The sequence below is a fragment of the Streptomyces sp. NPDC038213 genome (assembly GCF_055600495.1).
In genome coordinates this window covers 15,548-35,171 of the sequence record NZ_JBVJYM010000013.1, presented here as the reverse complement: position 1 = coordinate 35,171, position 19,624 = coordinate 15,548, and the positions used below count along the sequence as shown (strand labels likewise).

The 19,624-nt window shown below is 74.7% G+C and carries 14 protein-coding genes; 8 read left to right on the top strand and 6 right to left on the bottom strand.

Annotated elements, in window-relative coordinates; all coding sequences use genetic code 11:
- Positions 1–105: 105 nt before the first annotated feature.
- Positions 106–291 (bottom strand): DUF6104 family protein, encoded by a 186-nt coding sequence (locus tag ACZ7JZ_RS19470; RefSeq protein WP_030190019.1) that lies wholly within the window; start codon positions 289–291, stop codon positions 106–108.
- A 180-nt stretch (positions 292–471) separates the two neighbouring features.
- Here ACZ7JZ_RS19470 and ACZ7JZ_RS19465 point away from each other — a divergent pair, with 180 nt between their 5' ends.
- Complete coding sequence (locus ACZ7JZ_RS19465; RefSeq protein WP_470940740.1) at positions 472–1,722, top strand: aKG-HExxH-type peptide beta-hydroxylase; 1,251 nt, start codon at positions 472–474, stop codon at positions 1,720–1,722.
- Between the two features lie 120 nt (positions 1,723–1,842).
- Here the strand turns inward: ACZ7JZ_RS19465 and ACZ7JZ_RS19460 are convergent, their stop codons facing one another.
- From ACZ7JZ_RS19460 to ACZ7JZ_RS19445, 4 genes are all read right to left on the bottom strand, one after another.
- Positions 1,843–5,718, bottom strand: coding sequence for a multifunctional oxoglutarate decarboxylase/oxoglutarate dehydrogenase thiamine pyrophosphate-binding subunit/dihydrolipoyllysine-residue succinyltransferase subunit (locus tag ACZ7JZ_RS19460; protein ID WP_470940738.1), 3,876 nt, complete (start codon positions 5,716–5,718; stop codon positions 1,843–1,845).
- 259 nt (positions 5,719–5,977) lie between these two features.
- Positions 5,978–7,057 (bottom strand): HAMP domain-containing sensor histidine kinase, encoded by a 1,080-nt coding sequence (locus tag ACZ7JZ_RS19455; protein WP_470940736.1) that lies wholly within the window; start codon positions 7,055–7,057, stop codon positions 5,978–5,980.
- Positions 7,054–7,788 (bottom strand): response regulator transcription factor, encoded by a 735-nt coding sequence (locus ACZ7JZ_RS19450; RefSeq protein ID WP_470940734.1) that lies wholly within the window; start codon positions 7,786–7,788, stop codon positions 7,054–7,056. The genes ACZ7JZ_RS19455 and ACZ7JZ_RS19450 overlap by 4 nt, the downstream gene beginning before the upstream one ends.
- Before the next feature lie 198 nt (positions 7,789–7,986).
- Complete coding sequence (locus ACZ7JZ_RS19445; RefSeq protein WP_470940733.1) at positions 7,987–8,589, bottom strand: hypothetical protein; 603 nt, start codon at positions 8,587–8,589, stop codon at positions 7,987–7,989.
- A 260-nt stretch (positions 8,590–8,849) separates the two neighbouring features.
- On the opposite strand from ACZ7JZ_RS19445, the gene ACZ7JZ_RS19440 reads away from it, so the two are divergent.
- From ACZ7JZ_RS19440 to ACZ7JZ_RS19430, 3 genes are all read left to right on the top strand, one after another.
- Complete coding sequence (locus tag ACZ7JZ_RS19440; protein ID WP_470940731.1) at positions 8,850–10,370, top strand: glycosyltransferase family 39 protein; 1,521 nt, start codon at positions 8,850–8,852, stop codon at positions 10,368–10,370.
- A 37-nt stretch (positions 10,371–10,407) separates the two neighbouring features.
- On the top strand, positions 10,408–12,813 hold the full coding sequence (gene lon / locus ACZ7JZ_RS19435) for an endopeptidase La (protein WP_470940729.1): 2,406 nt from the start codon (positions 10,408–10,410) through the stop codon (positions 12,811–12,813).
- Positions 12,814–12,953: 140 nt separating this feature from the next.
- Positions 12,954–13,397, top strand: coding sequence for a MarR family winged helix-turn-helix transcriptional regulator (locus ACZ7JZ_RS19430; protein WP_470940727.1), 444 nt, complete (start codon positions 12,954–12,956; stop codon positions 13,395–13,397).
- A gap of 49 nt (positions 13,398–13,446) precedes the next feature.
- Here the strand turns inward: ACZ7JZ_RS19430 and ACZ7JZ_RS19425 are convergent, their stop codons facing one another.
- Positions 13,447–14,283 carry a hypothetical protein gene (locus ACZ7JZ_RS19425; RefSeq protein ID WP_470940725.1) on the bottom strand — a complete coding sequence of 279 codons (837 nt, stop codon included), beginning with the start codon at positions 14,281–14,283 and terminating at the stop codon, positions 13,447–13,449.
- Between the two features lie 434 nt (positions 14,284–14,717).
- On the opposite strand from ACZ7JZ_RS19425, the gene ACZ7JZ_RS19420 reads away from it, so the two are divergent.
- The 4 genes from ACZ7JZ_RS19420 to ACZ7JZ_RS19405 are packed head-to-tail and all read left to right on the top strand — an operon-like array spanning position 14,718 to position 19,624.
- A complete protein-coding gene (locus ACZ7JZ_RS19420; protein ID WP_470940723.1) occupies positions 14,718–18,155 on the top strand; it encodes a nitrate- and nitrite sensing domain-containing protein in 3,438 nt (1,145 codons plus the stop codon).
- Positions 18,152–18,628, top strand: a complete 477-nt coding sequence (locus tag ACZ7JZ_RS19415; RefSeq protein WP_470940721.1) for a roadblock/LC7 domain-containing protein — start codon at positions 18,152–18,154, stop codon at positions 18,626–18,628. The genes ACZ7JZ_RS19420 and ACZ7JZ_RS19415 overlap by 4 nt, the downstream gene beginning before the upstream one ends.
- Positions 18,625–18,999 carry a DUF742 domain-containing protein gene (locus ACZ7JZ_RS19410; protein ID WP_470940719.1) on the top strand — a complete coding sequence of 125 codons (375 nt, stop codon included), beginning with the start codon at positions 18,625–18,627 and terminating at the stop codon, positions 18,997–18,999. Before ACZ7JZ_RS19415 ends, ACZ7JZ_RS19410 begins: the two co-directional genes overlap by 4 nt.
- Positions 18,980–19,624 (top strand): GTP-binding protein, encoded by a 645-nt coding sequence (locus ACZ7JZ_RS19405; protein ID WP_470940717.1) that lies wholly within the window; start codon positions 18,980–18,982, stop codon positions 19,622–19,624. The genes ACZ7JZ_RS19410 and ACZ7JZ_RS19405 overlap by 20 nt, the downstream gene beginning before the upstream one ends.

Below are 19,624 nucleotides of genomic sequence, written 5' to 3'. Positions count from 1 at the left end.
TCGTCGTTCCCGTGCCCGGCGAGGACTGAGACCGCCCCGGTCGGCCGGCTCCGCCTACCGGGGCAGCTTTCCCCCGCGGCCGGGGTGCACCGCCGGGTTTCCGGCCTACTCCTCGTCCTCGTCCTCGTCGTCCAGGCGGGCCAGCCAGGTGGCCAGGCGCTCCACCGGGACCTCGAAGTCCGGGTTCAGGTCGACGAAGGTGCGGAGCTGTTCGGCGAGCCACTCGAAGGTGACCTCCTCCTCGCCGCGCCGCTTCTCCAGTTCCTCGATGCCGCGATCGGTGAAGTACACAACAGGCTCCGTGCCGGATGAGAGGGGTGGTCGGTCGTACGGGGCGCACCGGGGCGCGCCCACGCCAGGATAGTGCGCCGCCGCGGCGGGCCCGGTGGCCGAGGCCCGTTGACTGCATTCCGGCGTTAGCGGGTGCCCGGGGCCGGGCAGGGATGGGGGATCCGCAGCGGGAGGGGCACCATGAGGCACGCCGGCACCACGGGCGACCCGCCCCGCACCGTGCCCACCGCCGTCCTGCGGGCCCTCGCCGGCACCGAGCCCACCCCCGAGGGCACCCGGCTCATCCAGGACGCCCGCCGCACGAGGCGCCTGCGCCTGCTGGACGCCGTACTCGACGCCGCCCCGCCCGGCCCCTCCGCCGAGCACCGGGCCCTCCTCGAAGAGGCCGAGCGGTACGCCCCCGAACCCGTCCGGGACGTCCTGCACTACCCCGCCACCGGGCTCTGGGCCGCCGAGACCCTGCGCAGGCTGCGCACCCCCGGCGGGCCCCCGCCCGACCTCGGCCACCTCGGCTGCCTCGCGGCGGCCGCCGCCCTCCGCGCGGGCCTGGCCTTCAGCGCCGTCGTGAAGCCCGTACAGGGCCGCATCCCCCTGCCCACCCTCGGGGCGCTCCGTCCGCCCCGCCCGGGCCCCCACACCCTCACCCAGGGCTCCTGGGACCCCGACGACCCGGCCGCCCTGCCCCTGCACGCCCTGCCCGGCGGCCGGACCTCCCTCGACGACCTCGACCCCTACCGGGCCGCGGCCGGGGGCCGCAGCTCCGAGTCCCGCGCCGCCCGCCGGCTCACCCCCCGCGGCCACAAGCGCTGGGACACCCAGTGGACCGGCGCCCTGACCCTCCTGGGCCGCTACGACACCGAGCGCGCGGACGAGGCCGGCCGGCTGCTGCGCAGCGTGGTCCCGCTCTCCGGGGCCGCCCCCGCCGCCGGCGCCGTCCTGCCCGGGGCCCCCGGCGCCGTGCTCGCCCGCGGCCAGGCCCCGCCCGCCCTCGCCGCGACCCTCGTCCACGAGGTCCAGTACGCCAAGATCGCCGACCTGGGCACCCTCCTCGCCCTGCACACCGGCGACCGCACCCCGCGCCACTGGGCCCCCTGGGAGGAGGAGCCCCGCCCCCTGGGCGCCCTCCTGCACGGCACGTACGCCCACCTCGCCCTCGCCGGGTACTGGCAGCGCGCCGCGCTCTACGGGGCCCGCGGCGCCTGGACCCACCACGCCCGCTGCCGCACCCGGGTCGCCGCCGTCCTGCCCGGCCTCGCGGCCTCCCCGGAACTCACCCCGGCCGGAAGGGAGTTCACCTCCGCCATGGCCGCCGCCGAACGGGCCATGGACGAACTCCCGCCCCCCGGCGGGCACTACGAGGCCGCCCGCCGCACCCTCGCCCGCGAGCACCGCGCCTGGCGCGAGGAGCACCCGGGCCTCGCCGGTCCCTGAAGCGCCCCCGCCCCGGGCCCGGGCGATCCCCCGACCGGTCCCGGACACGCCGGAAGGCCGGCCCCCCGGACGGGGAGCCGGCCTTCCGCACACCGGGAGCGGCCCGCGGGCCGCAGCGGATCAGGCCTCGAAGACCTCGTTGATCAGCTGCGCCTGCTCGGCCTGGTGGCGCTTCGCGCTGCCGACCGCCGGGGACGAGCCGTGCGGACGCGAGATCCGGCGCAGGCGCTCGCCCGCGGGGATGTCGGCACCGACGGCCAGGTCCAGGTGGTCGATCAGGTTCAGCGCGATGAACGGCCACGCACCCTGGTTCGCCGGCTCCTCCTGCGCCCAGATGTACTTCGCGGCGTTCGGGAACTTGGCGATCTCCGCCTGGAGCTCGGCACCCGGCAGCGGGTACAGGCGCTCGATGCGGATGATCGCGGTGTCCGTGATGCCGCGCTTCTCGCGCTCGGCCTCCAGGTCGTAGTAGACCTTGCCCGCGCAGAACACGACCTTGCGGACCGCGTTCGGGTCCACCGTCGTGTCGCCGATCACCGGGCGGAACGCGCCGGCGGTGAACTCCTCGGCCTTCGACGCCGCCGCCTTCAGGCGCAGCATCGACTTCGGGGTGAAGACGACGAGCGGCTTGTGGTGCGGGTTGTGGACCTGCCAGCGCAGCAGGTGGAAGTAGTTCGACGGCAGCGTCGGCATCGCGACCGTCATGTTGTCCTGCGCGCACATCTGGAGGAAGCGCTCCGGGCGGGCGGACGAGTGGTCCGGGCCCTGGCCCTCGTAGCCGTGCGGCAGCAGCAGCGTGACGCCGGAGGTCTGGCCCCACTTCTGCTCGGCGGAGGAGATGAACTCGTCGACGACGGTCTGCGCGCCGTTGACGAAGTCGCCGAACTGCGCCTCCCACAGGACGAGCGCGTCCGGGCGGGCGAGCGAGTAGCCGTACTCGAAGCCCATGGCCGCGTACTCGGAGAGCAGCGAGTCGTAGACGTTGTAGCGCGCCTGGTCCTCGGACAGGTAGAGCAGCGGGGTGTAGTCCTCGCCGGTCTCCCGGTCCACCAGGACCGCGTGCCGCTGGCCGAAGGTGCCGCGGCGGGAGTCCTGGCCGGACAGCCGGACCGGGGTGCCCTCCAGCAGCAGCGAGCCGAAGGCCAGGGTCTCGCCCATCGCCCAGTCGATCGTGCCGTCGTCGATCATCGCCGCACGGCGCTGGATCTGCGGCAGCAGGCGCGGGTGGACGGTGATCCGCTCGGGGATGTTGACCTGGGACTCGGCGATCCGCTTGACGACCTCCTGGGAGATCGCCGTGTTCACGGCCACCGGGAACTGCGGGGTCGCCTCGGGGACCACGACCGCGGCGGCCGGCTGGCCGGCGGCCTCGCGGACCTCCGCGAACACCTTCTCCAGCTGCCCCTGGAAGTCCTGCAGCGCCTGCTCGGCCTCTTCCAGCGTGATGTCGCCGCGGCCGATCAGGGACTCGGTGTACAGCTTGCGCACCGAGCGCTTCTTGTCGATCAGGTCGTACATCAGCGGCTGCGTGAAGGACGGGTTGTCGGCCTCGTTGTGACCGCGGCGGCGGTAGCAGATGAGGTCGATGACGACGTCCTTGTTGAACGCCTGGCGGAACTCGAAGGCCAGCCGCGCCACGCGGACCACGGCCTCCGGGTCGTCGCCGTTCACGTGGAAGATCGGCGCCTCGATCATGCGGGCCACGTCGGTGGCGTACATCGAGGAGCGCGAGGACGTCGGGGCGGCGGTGAAACCGACCTGGTTGTTGATGACGATGTGGACCGTGCCGCCGGTGCGGTAGCCCCGCAGCTGCGACATGTTCAGGGTCTCTGCCACCACGCCCTGGCCCGCGAAGGCCGCGTCGCCGTGCAGGGCCACCGGCAGGACGGTGAAGTCCGTGCCGCCCTTGTTGATCAGGTCCTGCTTGGCGCGGACCACGCCCTCCAGGACCGGGTCCACCGCCTCCAGGTGCGAGGGGTTCGCGACGAGCGAGACCTTGATCTGCTCCCCGTCGAGGCCCGTGAAGGTGCCCTCGGCGCCCAGGTGGTACTTGACGTCGCCGGAGCCGTGCATGGACTTCGGGTCGAGGTTGCCCTCGAACTCGCGGAAGATCTGCGCGTACGACTTGCCGACGATGTTCGCCAGGACGTTCAGGCGGCCGCGGTGGGCCATGCCGATGGCGACCTCGTCGAGGCGGGCCTCGGCGGCCGAGTCGATGACGGCGTCGAGCAGCGGGATGACGGACTCGCCGCCCTCCAGGGAGAAGCGCTTCTGGCCGACGTACTTCGTCTGCAGGAAGGTCTCGAAGGCCTCGGCGGCGTTCAGGCGGCGCAGGATGCGCAGCTGCTCCTCGCGCTCCGGCTTGGTGTGCGGGCGCTCGATGCGGTCCTGGATCCACTTGCGCTGCTTCGGGTCCTGGATGTGCATGAACTCGACGCCGGTGGTGCGGCAGTACGAGTCGCGCAGCACGCCGAGGATGTCGCGCAGCTTCATCATCGACTTGCCGGAGAACCCGCCGACCGCGAACTCGCGCTCCAGGTCCCACAGGGTGAGCCCGTGCTCGGTGATGTCGAGGTCGGGGTGCTTGCGCTGCTTGTACTCCAGCGGGTCGGTGTCGGCCATGACGTGGCCGCGGACCCGGTAGGAGTGGATCAGCTCGAAGACGCGGGCGGCCTTCGTGACGTCGTCGTCGTGCGAGGCGTCGATGTCCCGCAGCCAGCGGACCGGCTCGTACGGGATGCGCAGCGACTCGAAGACGCGGTCGTAGAAGCCGTCCTCGCCGAGGAGCAGGTTCGCGACGATCCGCAGGAACTCGCCGGAGGCCGCGCCCTGGATGACCCGGTGGTCGTAGGTCGAGGTCAGGGTCATGACCTTGGAGATGCCCAGCTTGTTCAGGGTGTCCTGCGAGGTGCCCTGGAACTCGGCGGGGTAGTCCATGGAGCCGACGCCCATGATGACCGACTGTCCGGGCATCAGGCGGGGCACGGAGTGGACGGTGCCCAGGCCGCCGGGGTTGGTCAGCGAGACGGTGACGCCGGTGAAGTCGTCCATCGTCAGCTTGCCGATGCGGGCGCGGCGGACGATGTCCTCGTACGCCTGCCAGAACTCGAAGAAGTCGAGGGTCTCGGCCTTCTTGATGCCGGCGACGACGAGCTGGCGGTCGCCGTTCGGCTTGACCAGGTCGATGGCGAGGCCGAAGTTCACGTGCTCCGGCTTGACCAGCGTGGGCTTGCCGTCCTTCTCCGCGAAGGAGTAGTTCATGCCCGGCATGGCCTTGATGGCCTGCACCATCGCGAAGCCGATGAGGTGCGTGAAGGAGATCTTCCCGCCCCGGGCCCGCTTGAGGTGGTTGTTGATGACGATGCGGTTGTCGAACAGCAGCTTCACCGGGACGGCGCGGACGGACGTGGCCGTCGGCACCTCCAGGGAGGCGTTCATGTTCTTCGCCACGGCGGCGGCGGGGCCGCGGAGCGTCACCAGCTCGGGGCCCGCGGGGGCCCCAGTGGTGGGCGCGGCAGGAGCCTTGGCAGCGGGTGCGGCGGCCGGGGCGGTGGCCTGGGCAGGGGTGACCGGCGCGGCGGGTGCGGCCGCCGGGGTCTGGGAGGTGACAGTCACAGCAGGGGCACCAGAGGGCTTAGCAGGAGCAGAGGCAGGAGCTGAAGCAGCAGCAGTGGCCGGAGAGGGCGCGGCGGTTTCTGCGGTGCGGGGGGGCTGCACGGCCGTGGGCGCGGGAGCGGACTGTGCGGGCCCGCCCTCCGGTGCCGCCGGCGCTGCGGCCGTCACGGGATCCTCCGCCTTGGCCGCAGCGGCCTGGCCGCCCGGCTTGTAGTCGGCGAAGAAGTCCCACCAGGCGCGGTCGACCGAATTCGGGTCCTGGAGGTACTGCTGGTAGATCTCGTCGACGAGCCACTCGTTGGCGCCGAAGCCTGAGGCGGGGTTGTTCCCGCCCCCTGGTTCGGTCGTGGTGCTCGGGTTACTGGGGGACTGTGGCGACACGGCGGCAACCGCCCTCTTCCGCTTCACAAGGTGATGGACAGCGGGAATAAAGGCTACGCCTCCCCGGCCGTCAGATGCAGACCGGGCGGGACATCCGTCGTGCAAGTCACATCGAACGGCGGGTTTCGCCGTTCGAAATGGCGGGAAACAAGCGTGGTTCGCGTACGCGTCATCGAGGTTGCGGCCACCTGGCGCGCACCCCGCGACGGATCCCCTGCACGTGTGGCCGAGATCTCAGCTTCCTGACTCGAACCCTACGTCAACCCGCCGGTTTCCGTGCTCCCGGAAGAGTGACCCTGATCCGGCACCCGCGGGGGGATTCGGCCACGCCGATGTCCCCGCCGTGCAGGCCGACGGCCCAGCGGGCGATGGCCAGCCCCAGCCCCGTACCGCCGTCCCCGGTGGAGCTGCCCCGGTTGAACCGCTCGAAGACCCGGTGCCGCTCGGCCTCCGGGATGCCGGGGCCCTCGTCCTGCACCTCCAGCACCAGCGCCTCCGCGTCCTGGCCGCGGCGGGCGCGGACGGTGACGCGGCCGTGCTGGGGGCTGTGCTTGACGGCGTTGTCGATCAGGTTGGCCACGACCTGGTGGAGGCGCTCCGCATCGGCGTGGGCGGTCAGCTCGGGCGGGAAGACGTCCAGGTGCAGGTGGACGTCCTTGCGGGTGTGGCTGCCCGAACCGGTGGTCAGCCCCGGCCGGCCCGCGGCCGCGAGCCCGGCCTCCTTCAGGATCCCGGACAGGTACGGCCAGACCTCGAAGCGGCGGGCCTTCAGCGGTACGACCCCGTTGTCCACCCGCGACAGGTCCAGCAGGGTCTCCACCAGCCCGCCGAGCCGCTCGGTCTGCTTGAGCATGGTCCGCATGGTCTCGCCGTCGGGTTCCGATACCCCGTCGACCACGTTCTCCAGGACCGCCCGCAGGGCCGCGATCGGCGTGCGCAGCTCGTGGGAGACGTTGGCGACCAGCTCCTTGCGGTGCCGGTCCACGGCCTCCAGGTCGTCCGCCATGACATTGATGGTCGCGGCGAGCTCGCCGAGCTCGTCGCGACGGTCGGCGCCCACCACCCGCCGGGTGAAGTCCCCGCGGGAGATCGAGCGGGCCACGATGGTCATCTCGTCCAGCGGCGCCGTCATGCTGTGCGCCACGAACTGGGTGATCAGCATCGAGGCGATCACCGAGAACACCGTGATGAACCGCAGCTCGGTGTCGGTGCGCAGGGCCACCATCAGCAGCCCCGTGGTGATGAAGACCGACACCACGACCAGCGTGCCGAGCTTCGTCTTGATCGAGAACGGCCGCAGCGTGGTCCGGCGCGGCCCCGCCCCGGGCCCGTGCGTCACGGCGCCGGGGTCTCCAGCGCGTACCCCACGCCGTGCACGGTGCGGATCCGCTCGGCGCCGATCTTCCGGCGCAGGGCCTTGATGTGGCTGTCGACGGTCCGGGTCCCGGAGGCGTCGGCCCAGTCCCAGACCTCCGCGAGCAGCTGCTCGCGGGAGAGCACCGCGCGCGGGGTGCCGGCCAGACAGGCCAGCAGGTCGAACTCGGTCGGGGTCAGGTGCACGTCCTCGGCCTGCACCCGGACCCGGCGCTGCGCGTGGTCGATCTCCAGGTCCCCCAGGCGCAGGGTGCCGGCCCGCGGGGCGGTGGCCGCGATGGCGGCCCGCTCCACCCGGCGCAGCAGCACGTGCACCCGGGCGGCCAGCTCCCGCATGGAGAACGGCTTCGTCATGTAGTCGTCCGCCCCGACCCCGAGCCCGACCAGCATGTCCGTCTCGTCGTCGCGGGCGGTCAGCATCAGCACGGGTACGGGCCGCCTGGCCTGGACCCGGCGGCAGACCTCCAGCCCGTCGAACCCGGGCAGCATCACGTCCAGCACGAGCAGGTCGGGCTGCCAGGTCTCGGTGGCCGCGACGGCCGCCGGGCCGTCCGCGGCGGTCTGCACCTGGAAGCCCTCGGCGCGCAGTCGGGCGGCGATGGCCTCGGCGATGGTCTGGTCGTCCTCGACCACCAGGACCCGGCGCTGGGCGCCGGGGGTCGCCGCCGCCGCGTTGTGGGTGTTCGTCTGGTCCATGGCCCCGCCCCTGTTCCGCCGTACTCCACTGCGCTTACGCGTCCAAAGATCCCGCGTGATGGTGAGCAGCGTAAAGGAGTCCCCCAGGCTGGGCCATGCGGGTGGTGCCAGGTCAGGACGGCCCGGGCAAGCGGTCGCTCATGGGCCCGTACCCAGCTGAATCAGGCATTCCGCATCCCTTCGGCGGGAAGGGACGGCCTAGAAGCGGGGGAGGGCGGCGAGGACGGCGGACAGTTCCGGCGGCATCGAGCCGTCCTGGGCGGCCACCTCGTACCCGCCGTGCACGAACGCGTACGTGAACGCGTCCGGGACCTGCTCGTCGAAGGCCACCCGGGGCAGCTCCGGGAACCGCGCCGCCGCCAGCGCCGCGCGCAGCCGGGCCAGGGCGGCGGCCGCCATCCGGCCCCTGCCGGTCTCCTTCCCGCGGTCGAGCAGCCGGTACGAGCCGTCGCCCGCGACCAGCACGCTCCTGTGCTCGGCGCCCGTGAGCCCGCCGCTGCGGGTGACCGCCACCAGGCGCTGGCCGGCGCGGGCGGGCGGGGCCGCCGGGGACGGGTCCGCCGGGTCCGCGGGGGACGGGGAACCCGGCGCGGGGGTCGAGAAGGCGACGGTCGGCACCGGGCCGACGGTCAGGGAGGCCGTGCCGGGCCCGGCGTCCGGCCCGGCCGAGAAGGTGCAGGCCGCCAGCAGCGCGCACGCCGCCGCCGCGGCCCCTGCGGCCCGGCCCGCCCGGACGGCCCGGCCCGCGCCCGTACCCCTGCCCGCACGCCCGTCCGGCTGCGCTCCCGACCGTGTGTCCACGCCCCCACCTCCGCGCCGCAACCCCGAGACCGTCCGGAAGTTCTGAGTATGGGTCTGCGCCCCCGGTCCGTCAGCCGGTCCGGCGCGGCGGATCCGGGGGCCGGCGGGGCCGGCCGCGCACGGCCGCGGCGGGCCGGGTCCGTACGGGCCCGCGTCCGCCGGAATCCGGCCGCACCGCCGGGGCCGGTGCGGCCCCCGCAGGCCCCCGCCGGCCCCCCCGGCACCCGTCCCGTCCGCCCAGCCGTCCCCCGGAGGCAGCCATGCGCCGCAGCGAACACCCCCCGGCCGGGGACGGCGGCCCGGGCCGCCTCCGCCCCGCCGCCGTCCTCCTCGTCCCCGCCCTGGCCGCCCTCGCGCTGGCCCTCTGGGGCATCCGCCGCGGCGGCTCGCTGTGGCGGGACGAGTCCGTCACCGTGCAGGTCGCGCACCGGCCCCTGGGGCCGCTGGCCGGGCTGCTGTCCGAGGTGGACGCCGTCCACGGCCTGTACTACCTGCTCATGCACGGGGTCTTCGGCCTCTGGGACGGCGGCCTCACCGCCCTGCGGCTGCCCTCCGCCGCCGCCACCGCCCTCGCCGCCGCCGGGGTGGCCGCCACCGGGCGGCTCCTGAGCGGCGACCGGGCCGGACTCGCCGCCGGACTGGTGTACGCGGCCCTGCCGCCCGTCCAGGCCTACGCCCAGGAGGGCCGCTCCTACGCCCTGGTCGCCGCCGCCGCGGCCTGGTCCGGCCCGCTGCTGCTGCGGGCCCGCTGGACGGCGTACGCCCTCGTGCTCGCCCTGGCCTGCTGGCTGCACGTCTTCGCGGCGCTGCTCCTGTGCGCGCACGCGTGCACCGCCTGGCGCCGTCCCGGCTGGCGGCGGGCCGCGGCGGCCGTCCTGGCCCTGGCCGCGCCGCTCGCCGCGCTCGGCTCCCGGCAGGCGGCCGCCCAGCTCGGCTGGCTCGGCCCGCCGTCCTGGGCGGCCTGGTCGGCGTACGCCGCGGCCGCCGCGGCCGGGCTGCTGCTGGCGCGGGGCGCGGACCGGCCGCTCGTACGGTTCGCCCTGCCGCTGCTCCTGCTCCCGCCCGGGCTGCTGCTCACCGCGTCCGCGCTGGTCAGGCCCTGGTACGTCGACCGGTACGTGCTCTACTCCCTGGCCGGGCTCGCCCTGCTCGCCGGGGCGCGGGTGAGGCCGCGGGCGGGGTCCGTCCGGGCGGCTGCGCCCCCGTACCCGCCCCGGCGGGCGCTGCGGGCCGCCGCCGCACTCGCCCTGCTGGCCGTCCTGCTGCCCTGGTCCTGGTGGCTGCGCACGCCCGACAGCCGCAAGGACGACGCGGCGGCGGTGGCGCGGACGGTGCGCCAGCTGGCCCGGCCCGGGGACCCGGTGCTCTTCCTGCCCGCCCGCCGCCGCGAGTGGCTGCTGTCCGCCCCCGGGGTGTACGCCGGGCTGGACGACCTCGCCCTCGCCCGGTCCCCGGCCGCCTCGCGCACCCTCCAGGGCACCGAGCTGCCCCCGGCCGGGATCCGGGCGGCGCTGCTCGCGGCCCCGCGGGTGCTGGTCCTCTCCGACCCGCCGGACCAGCCGCAGGACCCGTACCCGCGGGAGGCCGCCAAGCGGCAGGCCCTCGCGAGCCGCTTCGAGCTCTGCTCGGCGGCCGTCCTGCACGGCGCCCGGGTCTCCCTGTACGCCCGCCCCGGCGGGTGCCCGGAGGGGCGGCCCCGAGGGCCGGCCGGGCGGTCGGCAGGAGCTGTTCGCCCACAGCGAACGGGAGTGGGGGAACACCAGGCCGCGCAGAAGCATTGAGTCGGCATAGCTCAAGTTGACTGCCGGAGGGAAGATCATGGCTTCGATGCCCGCACCGCTCACCCTGCCCGTGCTGCCGCTCGACGAGGAGGTCGTGCTGCCCGGGATGGTGGTGCCGCTGGACCTCTCCGACGCGGAAGTGCGGGCCGCCATTGAAGCCGCGCAGGCCGCCCACGCCGCGGCCGGGTCCGGCAAGCCCCGCGTCCTGCTCGTCCCGCGCATCGACGGCACGTACGCCGCGACCGGCGTCCTCGGCACCGTCGAACAGGTCGGGCGGCTCTCCGACGGGGACCCCGGGGCCCTGGTCCGCGGCCGCTCCCGGGTCCGCATCGGTGCCGGGACCACCGGGCCGGGGGCCGCGCTGTGGGTGGAGGGCGAGACGGTCCCGGAGCACGTGCCCGATCCGCTGCCCGGCTCCGTCACCGAGCTGGTCAAGGAGTACAAGGCGCTCGCCACCAGCTGGCTCAAGAAGCGCGGCGCCTGGCAGGTCGTGGACCGGGTCCAGCAGATCGAGGGGGTCTCCGCCCTCGCGGACAACTCCGGCTACTCGCCCTTCCTGACCACCGCCCAGAAGGTGGAGCTGCTGGAGACCCCCGACCCCGTCGCCCGGCTCCGGCTGGCCGTGCGGCAGCTCGGCGAGCACCTGGCCGAGCAGGACGTGGCCGAGTCCATCGCCAAGGACGTGCAGGAGGGGGTGGACAAGCAGCAGCGCGAGTTCCTGCTGCGCCGCCAGCTGGACGCCGTACGCAAGGAGCTGCGCGAGCTCAACGGCGAGGCCGAGGGCGAGGACTCCGACGACTACCGGGCCCGCGTCGAGGCCGCAGACCTGCCGGAGAAGGTGCGGGAGGCCGCCCTCAAGGAGGTCGACAAGCTGGAGCGCTCCAGCGACCAGAACCCCGAGGGCGCCTGGATCCGGACCTGGCTGGACACCGTCCTCGAACTGCCCTGGAGCGAGCGGACGGAGGACGCCTACGACATCCGCGGCGCCCGCGCCGTCCTCGACGCCGAGCACGCGGGCCTCGACGACGTGAAGGACCGCATCACCGAGTACCTCGCCGTCCGCAAGCGGCGGGCCGGGCGCGGGCTCGGCCTGGTCGGCGGGCGGCGCGGCGGGGCCGTGCTGGCCCTGGTCGGCCCGCCCGGCGTGGGCAAGACCTCCCTGGGCGAGTCCGTGGCGCACGCGATGGGCCGGTCGTTCGTCCGGGTATCCCTGGGCGGCGTACGGGACGAGGCCGAGATCCGCGGCCACCGGCGCACGTACGTCGGCGCGCTGCCCGGCCGCATCGTCCGGGCGATCAAGGAGGCCGGGACCATGAACCCGGTGGTCCTCCTCGACGAGATCGACAAGGTCGGCTCGGACTTCCGCGGGGACCCGGCCGCCGCCCTGCTGGAGGTCCTGGACCCGGCGCAGAACCACACCTTCCGCGACCACTACCTGGAGGTGGAGCTCGACCTCAGCGACGTGGTCTTCCTCGCCACCGCCAACGTCCTGGAGGCCATCCCCGAGCCCCTGCTCGACCGGATGGACCTGGTCCGCCTGGACGGCTACACCGAGGACGAGAAGGTGGTCATCGCCCGCGACCACCTGCTGCCCCGCCAGCTGGAGCGGGCCGGGCTCGCGGCCGAGGAGGTGGCCCTGACCGAGGACGCCCTGCGCAGCCTGGCCGGCGAGTACACCCGCGAGGCGGGGGTGCGCACCCTGGAGCGGTCCCTCGCCCGGCTGCTGCGCAAGGTCGCCGCCCAGCACGAGCTGGGCGAGCGGGAGCTGCCGCTGACCGTGGCCGCGGACGGCCTGCGCGCCCTGATCGGGCGGCCGCACCACGTGCCCGAGTCCGCCCAGGACCCCGCCGAGCGCCGGACCGCCGTACCCGGCGTGGCCACCGGGCTGGCCGTCACCGGGGCGGGCGGCGACGTGCTCTTCGTCGAGGCGTCCCTCGCCGACCCGGAGACCGGGGGAACCGGGCTGACCCTCACCGGGCAGCTGGGCGACGTGATGCAGGAGTCCGCCCGGATCGCCCTCAGCTTCCTGCGCTCGCACGGCGCGGAGCTGGAGCTGCCCGTGGCCGACCTCAAGGACCGGGGCGTGCACATCCACTTCCCGGCGGGCGCCGTCCCCAAGGACGGGCCCAGCGCGGGCATCACCATGACCACCGCGCTCGCCTCGCTGCTGTCCGGGCGGCAGGTCCGCACCGACGTGGCCATGACCGGCGAGGTCTCGCTGACCGGGCGCGTCCTGCCCATCGGCGGGGTCAAGCAGAAGCTGCTGGCGGCGCACCGGGCCGGGATCCGGACCGTGGTGATCCCGAAGCGGAACGAGGCCGACCTGGACGACGTACCCGCCGAGGTGCTGGAGAAGCTGGAGGTGCACCCGGTGACGGACGTGCGCCAGGTGCTGGAGATCGCGCTGGCCGCGGCCCCGGCGGCGGTGCCGGCCGCCGCCTGACCGCCCGTACCGCCGCCCCCGACGGCAGCGCGCCGCCCGCCTCCCCCCGGCTGCGGGGGAGGCGGGCGGCACGCTGCGAAATACTGTCCGTGCCGGCCGGGTGGCCGGAGCCGCCCTGAGGGGCCACGAGGGGAGCCGACGTGCAGGACAGCGGAGAGCAGGAGTTCCTCGCGCTGGAGCGGGAGCTGTCCGTCTTCCTCCGGCGCGCGCGGGCGTCGTCCGGCGAGATGGCGCGCGAGCTCCACCCCGAACTGGAACCGGCCGCCTACGGGCTGCTGGTGCGCCTGGAGGACGCGGGCCGGCAGCGGGCCACCGAGCTCGCCGCGTACTTCGGCGTCGGCAAGGCCACCATGAGCCGGCAGCTGCACGCCCTGGAGGACCTCGGGCTCGTCGCCCGCGAACCGGACCCCGCCGACGGGCGGGCCTTCCTGGTCGGCCTCACCCCCGAGGGCCGCGAGCGCTTCCTGAAGGTGCGCTCCGCGCGCCGCGAGAAGTACATGCGCAAGCTGGCCGGGTGGGACCGGGGGGAGGTCGCCGAGCTGGCGAGGCTGCTGCACCAGCTGAACCAGGGCGGGGAGTCCTGACCCGACCCCGGCCCCCGCAGCGGGCCGGAACTGCCGCACAGCGGCATCGTCAGAGTTCGGCGTAGACCGCGGAGGCGTCGTCGTGCCGCTTGCCGCGCGGCCGCGGGGCCGGACAGGGCCCCGGTACGGAGCCTGGTACGGGCCCGGGTACGCGTACGGCGTCCGGTCCGGACTCCAGCGCCCGTACGCGGTCGATCAGCCCCTGCGGGCCCTCCGCGGCCAGGACGGCCATGCACTCGGCCCAGCCACCCGCGCGGAACGTGTCCGTCCAGCGGCTCGCCCCGTCCGTCAGGGCGGCCACCGCCGCCACCTCCCCGCGCGGGCTGGTCCCCGTCACCGCGCGCGCCGCCACCGCCGGATCCGCCGCCGCGGTGAAGAAGGCCCCGGCCCGGTCCCCGGAGTTGCGCAGGGCGTCCGTCGCCGCCCGCGAGCGCAGGACCTCCCGCGGCACCCGGTCCAGCCGCCCGTCGAGCACCGCCCGCACCGCGCCCGCGGGGGAGCGCAGCAGCAGGACCGCATCGGACAGCACCAGGTGCTCCACGCGGACCCCGTCCCAGCGCACCAGGACCACCGTCGCCTGCGGGGTGCGGACGTGAGAAAGGTCACAGCTCCCGCGGTGGTCGTCCGCGGTCGCGAGGATGGACGCGGCCAGGACCTGCGCAAGCGTCATGTCCCGCCGCGAACCGGACAGTTCGGTCAGCCGGCCGCCGAGCCGGGCCGTGAACCACGGGACCCCGTGCCGGCAGCCGTCCCCGTCCGGAGGCGGAGTCACCCCGTCCAGTGCGACCAGCACTCCACCGCCGCCGGGGGCCGGGACGACCCCGGACACCCAGTCCTCGTTGGGGCGTTGCGGATCGCCGGGGGCGGAGGCGAGCTCGATGCGCATGGCCACAGTCTGCCCGAGTTGTCCCGTTCTGGCGGGTGGCTGGGTGAACTCCGTGGAGCGCTCGGCGTTCCCGCAGGTCAGGGCGGGCTTCCGGGCGGTGCGGCCGACCGGCCGGTACGGAAGCGGAGGGTCCGCACACCTGTGGGCGGGCATCCTGCCAAAGGCCGCATCGATGTTTCAACCACCCGTCCACGGGGCGGCCCCCGCGGGAGCGGGCCCGAGTTGATCGCCAACTCGCACCTGATGTTCACTCGTTCGAGTGGCCGGGCCGGCAATGCACGCCTGTCTCCCAAACACACTTGGAATGGTCTGAAGCGGTACGAGGGGGCAGGGGCGTTTACTTGTTGACCGGCCGTCACCTCGGCCAGGTAGCCTCCGGACGCGGTCCGCGGGGAGAGCAGACGAGTAACACGTAAACAGGATTGCGAGCACCGGTGCAGAACAAGCGGTCTCGGAGGAACGGCAGCGGCACGGCAGGGCCCGAGCGCACCGCAGGTGCCGCGGGCGGCGGAGCCGACGGCCGCGCCGTCCGCGTACGCACCCGCCTCGTCCTCGGCGTCGCCGTGGTCGGCCTCACCGTGCTCGGCGCGGGGGCCCCGGCCGCCGTCTCCGCCTCGGCAGAGCTGAACGAGTCCCAGCGGCTGGTCAACCTCGCCGAGCACACCCGGCAGGCCCTCAGCCTCGTCCACGCGCTCTCCGACGAGCGCGACGCGGCCGTGGAGTTCGTCGCAGACGGCCGGGAGAACGCCGGCAGGAAGACCGTGCAGGACCGCGTCGCCCGCGTCGAGCAGGCCATCACCGAGGCCCGCCCCGAGGCCGACGAGGACCTCCGCCGCGCCCTCGTGCGCGTCACCGCCGTCCGCAGCGCCGCCCTCGAGGGCAAGGGCACCGCCCTCGCCGCCCACCAGGCCTACTCCGAGGTCATCGGCGAACTCCTCGCCCCCTCCGCCGAACTCGCCGAGCGCACCCCGCGCCGCGCCGCCGGGGCACTGGCCACCGCCCGCGCCCTCGACCCCCTCGGCCAGGCCGTCGAGCAGGCCTCCGCCACCCGCGGACTCCTCCTCGCCGCGCTGGCCGTCCCCGCGGGCGAAGAGCCGGAGAGCGTCTACAACCCGGACACCGGCCGGTACGAGGAAGCCGGGCCCACCCCCGAGGACAAGGCCCGCGAGGAACTGGACTCCGCGGCCCGCCGCGCCCGCGTGCGCGAGCAGGCCGCCCTCGACGACTTCGCCCGCGCCGCCGGCTCCGACGTCCGCGAGACCCTCGCCGCCACCGTCACCGGCCCCGAGGTCAAGGCCGCCGACGGCTACCTCGCCAAGCTCTCCGACGGCGCCGGCCTGACCGCCCGTACCGGCGAGGACCGCAAGGTCGACCCCGCCGCCGTCGCCGCCGCGCTCACCGCCCGCATCGACCGGATGCGCTCGGTCGAGGCCACCCTCGCCGCCGAGCGCGCCACCGCCCTCGCCGCCCTGCGCGACGACGACGTCACCGAGCTGGAGGTGCTGCTCGCCCTCGTCGGCCTGCTGTTCCTCACCGCCATCGGCGTCTCCACCGGCGTGGCCCGCACCCTGACCCGCCCGCTGTCCGTGCTCAAGCGCGGCGCGGAGCGGCTGGCCGACCCCGAGGGCACCGCCGACCCGGTCCGCTTCATCGGCCGCAACGACGAGTTCGCCGCCGTGGTGCGCTCCCTGAACGCCATGCAGGCCCGCAACGAGGCCCTGTCGACCTCCCTGCACACCCGGATCGCCGGCCTCGACGCGGACCGCCGCCGCCTCATCGACCGCAACGACACCCTGAGCGCCGCGAAGACCGCCCTCGACAAGGAGCTCGGCGAGCTCCGCGCCAACCTGGCCGAGTACCGCCGGGTCATGTCCACCACCTCCGTCTCCCTCTCGCTGCGCACCCTCGGACTCGTCGAGCGGCAGCTCGCGGTGATCGAGCAGATGGAGGCCAAGGAGCAGGACCCCGACCGGCTCGCCACCCTCTTCAAGGTCGACCACCTGGCGACCGTCATGCGCCGCCACAACGAGAACCTGCTCGTCCTCGCCGGACAGGAGCACGCCCACGGGCACGCCGGGCCGGTCCCGCTCGTCGACGTCATGCGCGCCGCCGTCAGCGAGATCGAGCGCTACGAGCGCGTCGAGCTCCAGAGCCTGCCCCCGTACGCGCAGGTCGCCGGGCACGCCGCCGACGACGTCTCGCACGTGGTCGCCGAACTGCTGGAGAACGCCACCACCTTCTCCCCGCCCGACGCCAAGGTGAAGGTCTCCGCGTGGCTGACGGACGGCGGCGAGGTCGTCGTCTCCGTCCAGGACGAGGGCATCGGCGTCACCGGGGACCGGCTCACCGCACTGAACGAGCGGCTGGCCGACCCCGACGCGTACGAGCACGACGAGGAGTCCGAGCACGGCCTGGGCCTCGGCCTGTACGTGGCCGGCCGGCTCGCCGCCCGGCACGGGGTCACCGCCGAGCTGCGGGCCCGCCGCGGCGGCGGCACGGAGGCGCTGGTCGTCGTCCCCTCCGCCCTGCTGCCCGAGGCGCCCGTCGCCCCGGAGCACACGCCCGACGTACCGGGCGCGCCCGCCCTGCACCTGCCGGGCGCGGTCGCGGAGGCCAACTCCCACGAGCTCCCGTCCCGCCACCGCCACCCGGACCCGGCCATCACCCTGGCCGAACAGGCCTTCGCAGCCGCCCCCCCGGAGGCGGCGGACGCCGCCCCGAAGGACGGGCCCGCTGCGGACGGGTTCGAGGCGGACGGCTTCGCGGCGGACGGGTTCGCGGGGGACGCCGTCGAGGCGGATGTGTTCGAGGCGGCTGCCTCCGAGCCGGACGCCTCCGAGCCGGATGCGCCCGCTGCGGACGAGGCCGGTCCGGTGCAGACCGCCGCGGACGGGTCCGGTGCAGGGCACACGGTCCCCGCGCAGGCCGGTGCGGAGTACGGCGTCCCGGCGCAGGCCGGTGGTGGCGAGGCCTTCGCCGCCGGACCGCTCCCTGCTGCGGACCACGCCCCCGCGGGGCCGCAGGAGCCCGCCGGACCGGCATTCCACGACATCGAAGCCATCGAGGCAGACGAGGCCACCCAGGCCGCCCCCGCCGCCGGGGCCCCCGAAGGGCCGTACGGCCACGGGTACGCCGAGTCCGGGGGCGCCCTGCCCCCGGCCGACCAGGTGTTCCGTGCGGAGGCCCCGGCCGCCGGTACGGACGCCGCCGGGGAGACCGACGCGTACGGCCACGGCCACGCCCACGGCTACGCCGCCCCGGCCGACCCCGTCGCCGCGGCGCCCGCGGACGCGGAGGCGGCCGACCCCGCCGCCCCGCAGGAGCACCCGCCCGCCGGTCCCGAGCCCGTGGTCTCGCGCCGGCAGGTCTTCGAGGTGGACCCGCCCGCAGAGGCAGAACTCCCCCCGTCCGTGCAGGTGTTCCACGTCCCCGCGCCCGAGCCCGGCGCGGAGCCCGCCGCCGAAGCCGGCGCGGACACGGCTGCCGGCGCGGACACCGGCGCCGACGCGGACGGCTGGGTCATCGCCGCCCCGCTGCCCCGCCAGGCCGGCCCCGCCGAGGTCCCGCAGGAGCACCCGGCCGAGCACCCGCAGGGGATCCCGCAGGACCAGCCGCAGGCCCCCGCACCGGCCGACGCGGACGGGGAACCGTACCGGCTCACCGACAAGGGGCTGCCCAAGCGCACCCCCCGCATCGTCGAGTCCGCTCCCACCAGCGAGCGAAAGACCGCCCCACGGATTGACGCCGAGGAACTGCGGCGCCGTCTCGGGGGGTTCTATCAGGGGGCCCGCGACGGCCGGCGGGTGGTTGACGCCGAGCTCGCCGAGCGGGCGAAGGACGAGGGGGACACCGTCGAGGAGGCACGCACGTGACCGCGCCCAGTACGTACGGACTGAGCACGCAGGCCCGCAATCTGCAGTGGCTGCTGACCGACCTGGTCGAGGAGGTGCCAGGGCTGATCTCCGTCGCCGTGGTCTCCTCGGACGGGCTCCTGCTCCTGTCCTCCGACCCCGGGCTCGCCGAGTCCCCCCGCAAGGAGACGAAGGGGCCGCGCGGAGCCTCCGCCGACCTCGCGACCATCGTCTCCGGGCTCGGCAGCCTCACGTACGGGGCCGCCCAGCTCATGGACGCCGGGGGCGTCAAGCAGACCATGGTGTCGATGGAGAACGGCAGCGTGTTCGTCATGGCGATCAGCGACGGCTCGCTGCTCGGCGTGCACGCCACCCCCGACTGCGACATGAGCGTCGTCGCCTACCACATGGCCCTGTTCGTCGGCCGCGCCGGCCACGTCCTGACCCCCGAAGTCCGCAGCGAGCTGCGGCAGTCCATGGAGAGAACGCCGTGAGCGACCGGCTTCCGATACGCGGAGCCGACCGCCGCCCCGCCCGCGTCCGCCCCTACTCCCTGACGGGCGGGCGCACCCGCTTCGGACACGTCCTGCTCGTCGAGACCTTCGTGGCCACCCTCGACGGCAGGGCGCTCGCCGAGGCGCCCGTCAAGATGCCCGAGATGCGGGCCATCGTCGAGGTCTGCCGCCGGATGCGCACGGTGGCCGAGATATCGGCCCTGCTCAAGCTGCCGCTCGGCGTGGTCCGCGTGCTCGTCAGCGACCTCGCCGACCAGGGAAGGATCCGCGTCTACGGCACGGGGCACGGCAGCTCCCGGCCCGACCGCGCACTGCTCGAAAGGGTGCTCAGTGGGCTCCGCCGTCTTTGACCCCCCGGCCGGCCTCCCCCTAGAGGCCGAAGAGGGCGTGCAGCCCTGGCAGTACGACCGCTCCCGCGCCCCGATCGCCGTCAAGGTCGTCGTCGCGGGGGGCTTCGGAGTCGGCAAGACCACCTTCGTCGGCGCCGTCTCCGAGATCACCCCGCTGCGCACCGAAGCGCTGATGACCGAGGCCAGCACCCCCACCGACGACCTCTCCGCCACCCCGGAGAAGAACACCACCACCGTCGCGATGGACTTCGGCCGCATCACGCTCGACGAGGACCTCGTCCTGTACGTGTACGGCACCCCCGGCCAGGAGCGCTTCTGGTTCATGTGGGACGACCTGGTCCGCGGGGCCATCGGCGGGATCGTGCTCGCCGACACCCGCCGGCTGCCCGACAGCTTCCCCGCCCTCGACTACTTCGAGAGCTGCGGACTGCCGTACGTCGTGGCCGTCAACCACTTCGAGGGCACCCGGTCCTACGAGCCCGAGGACGTCCGCGAGGCGCTCAGCGTTCCCCCGCACGTCCCCGTCGTGATCATGGACGCCCGCCGCCGGGTCACGGTCCTCGACTCGCTGCTCACCCTCGTGGGCCACGCCCTCGACAACACCCCCGAACAGCCGGAGAGATAG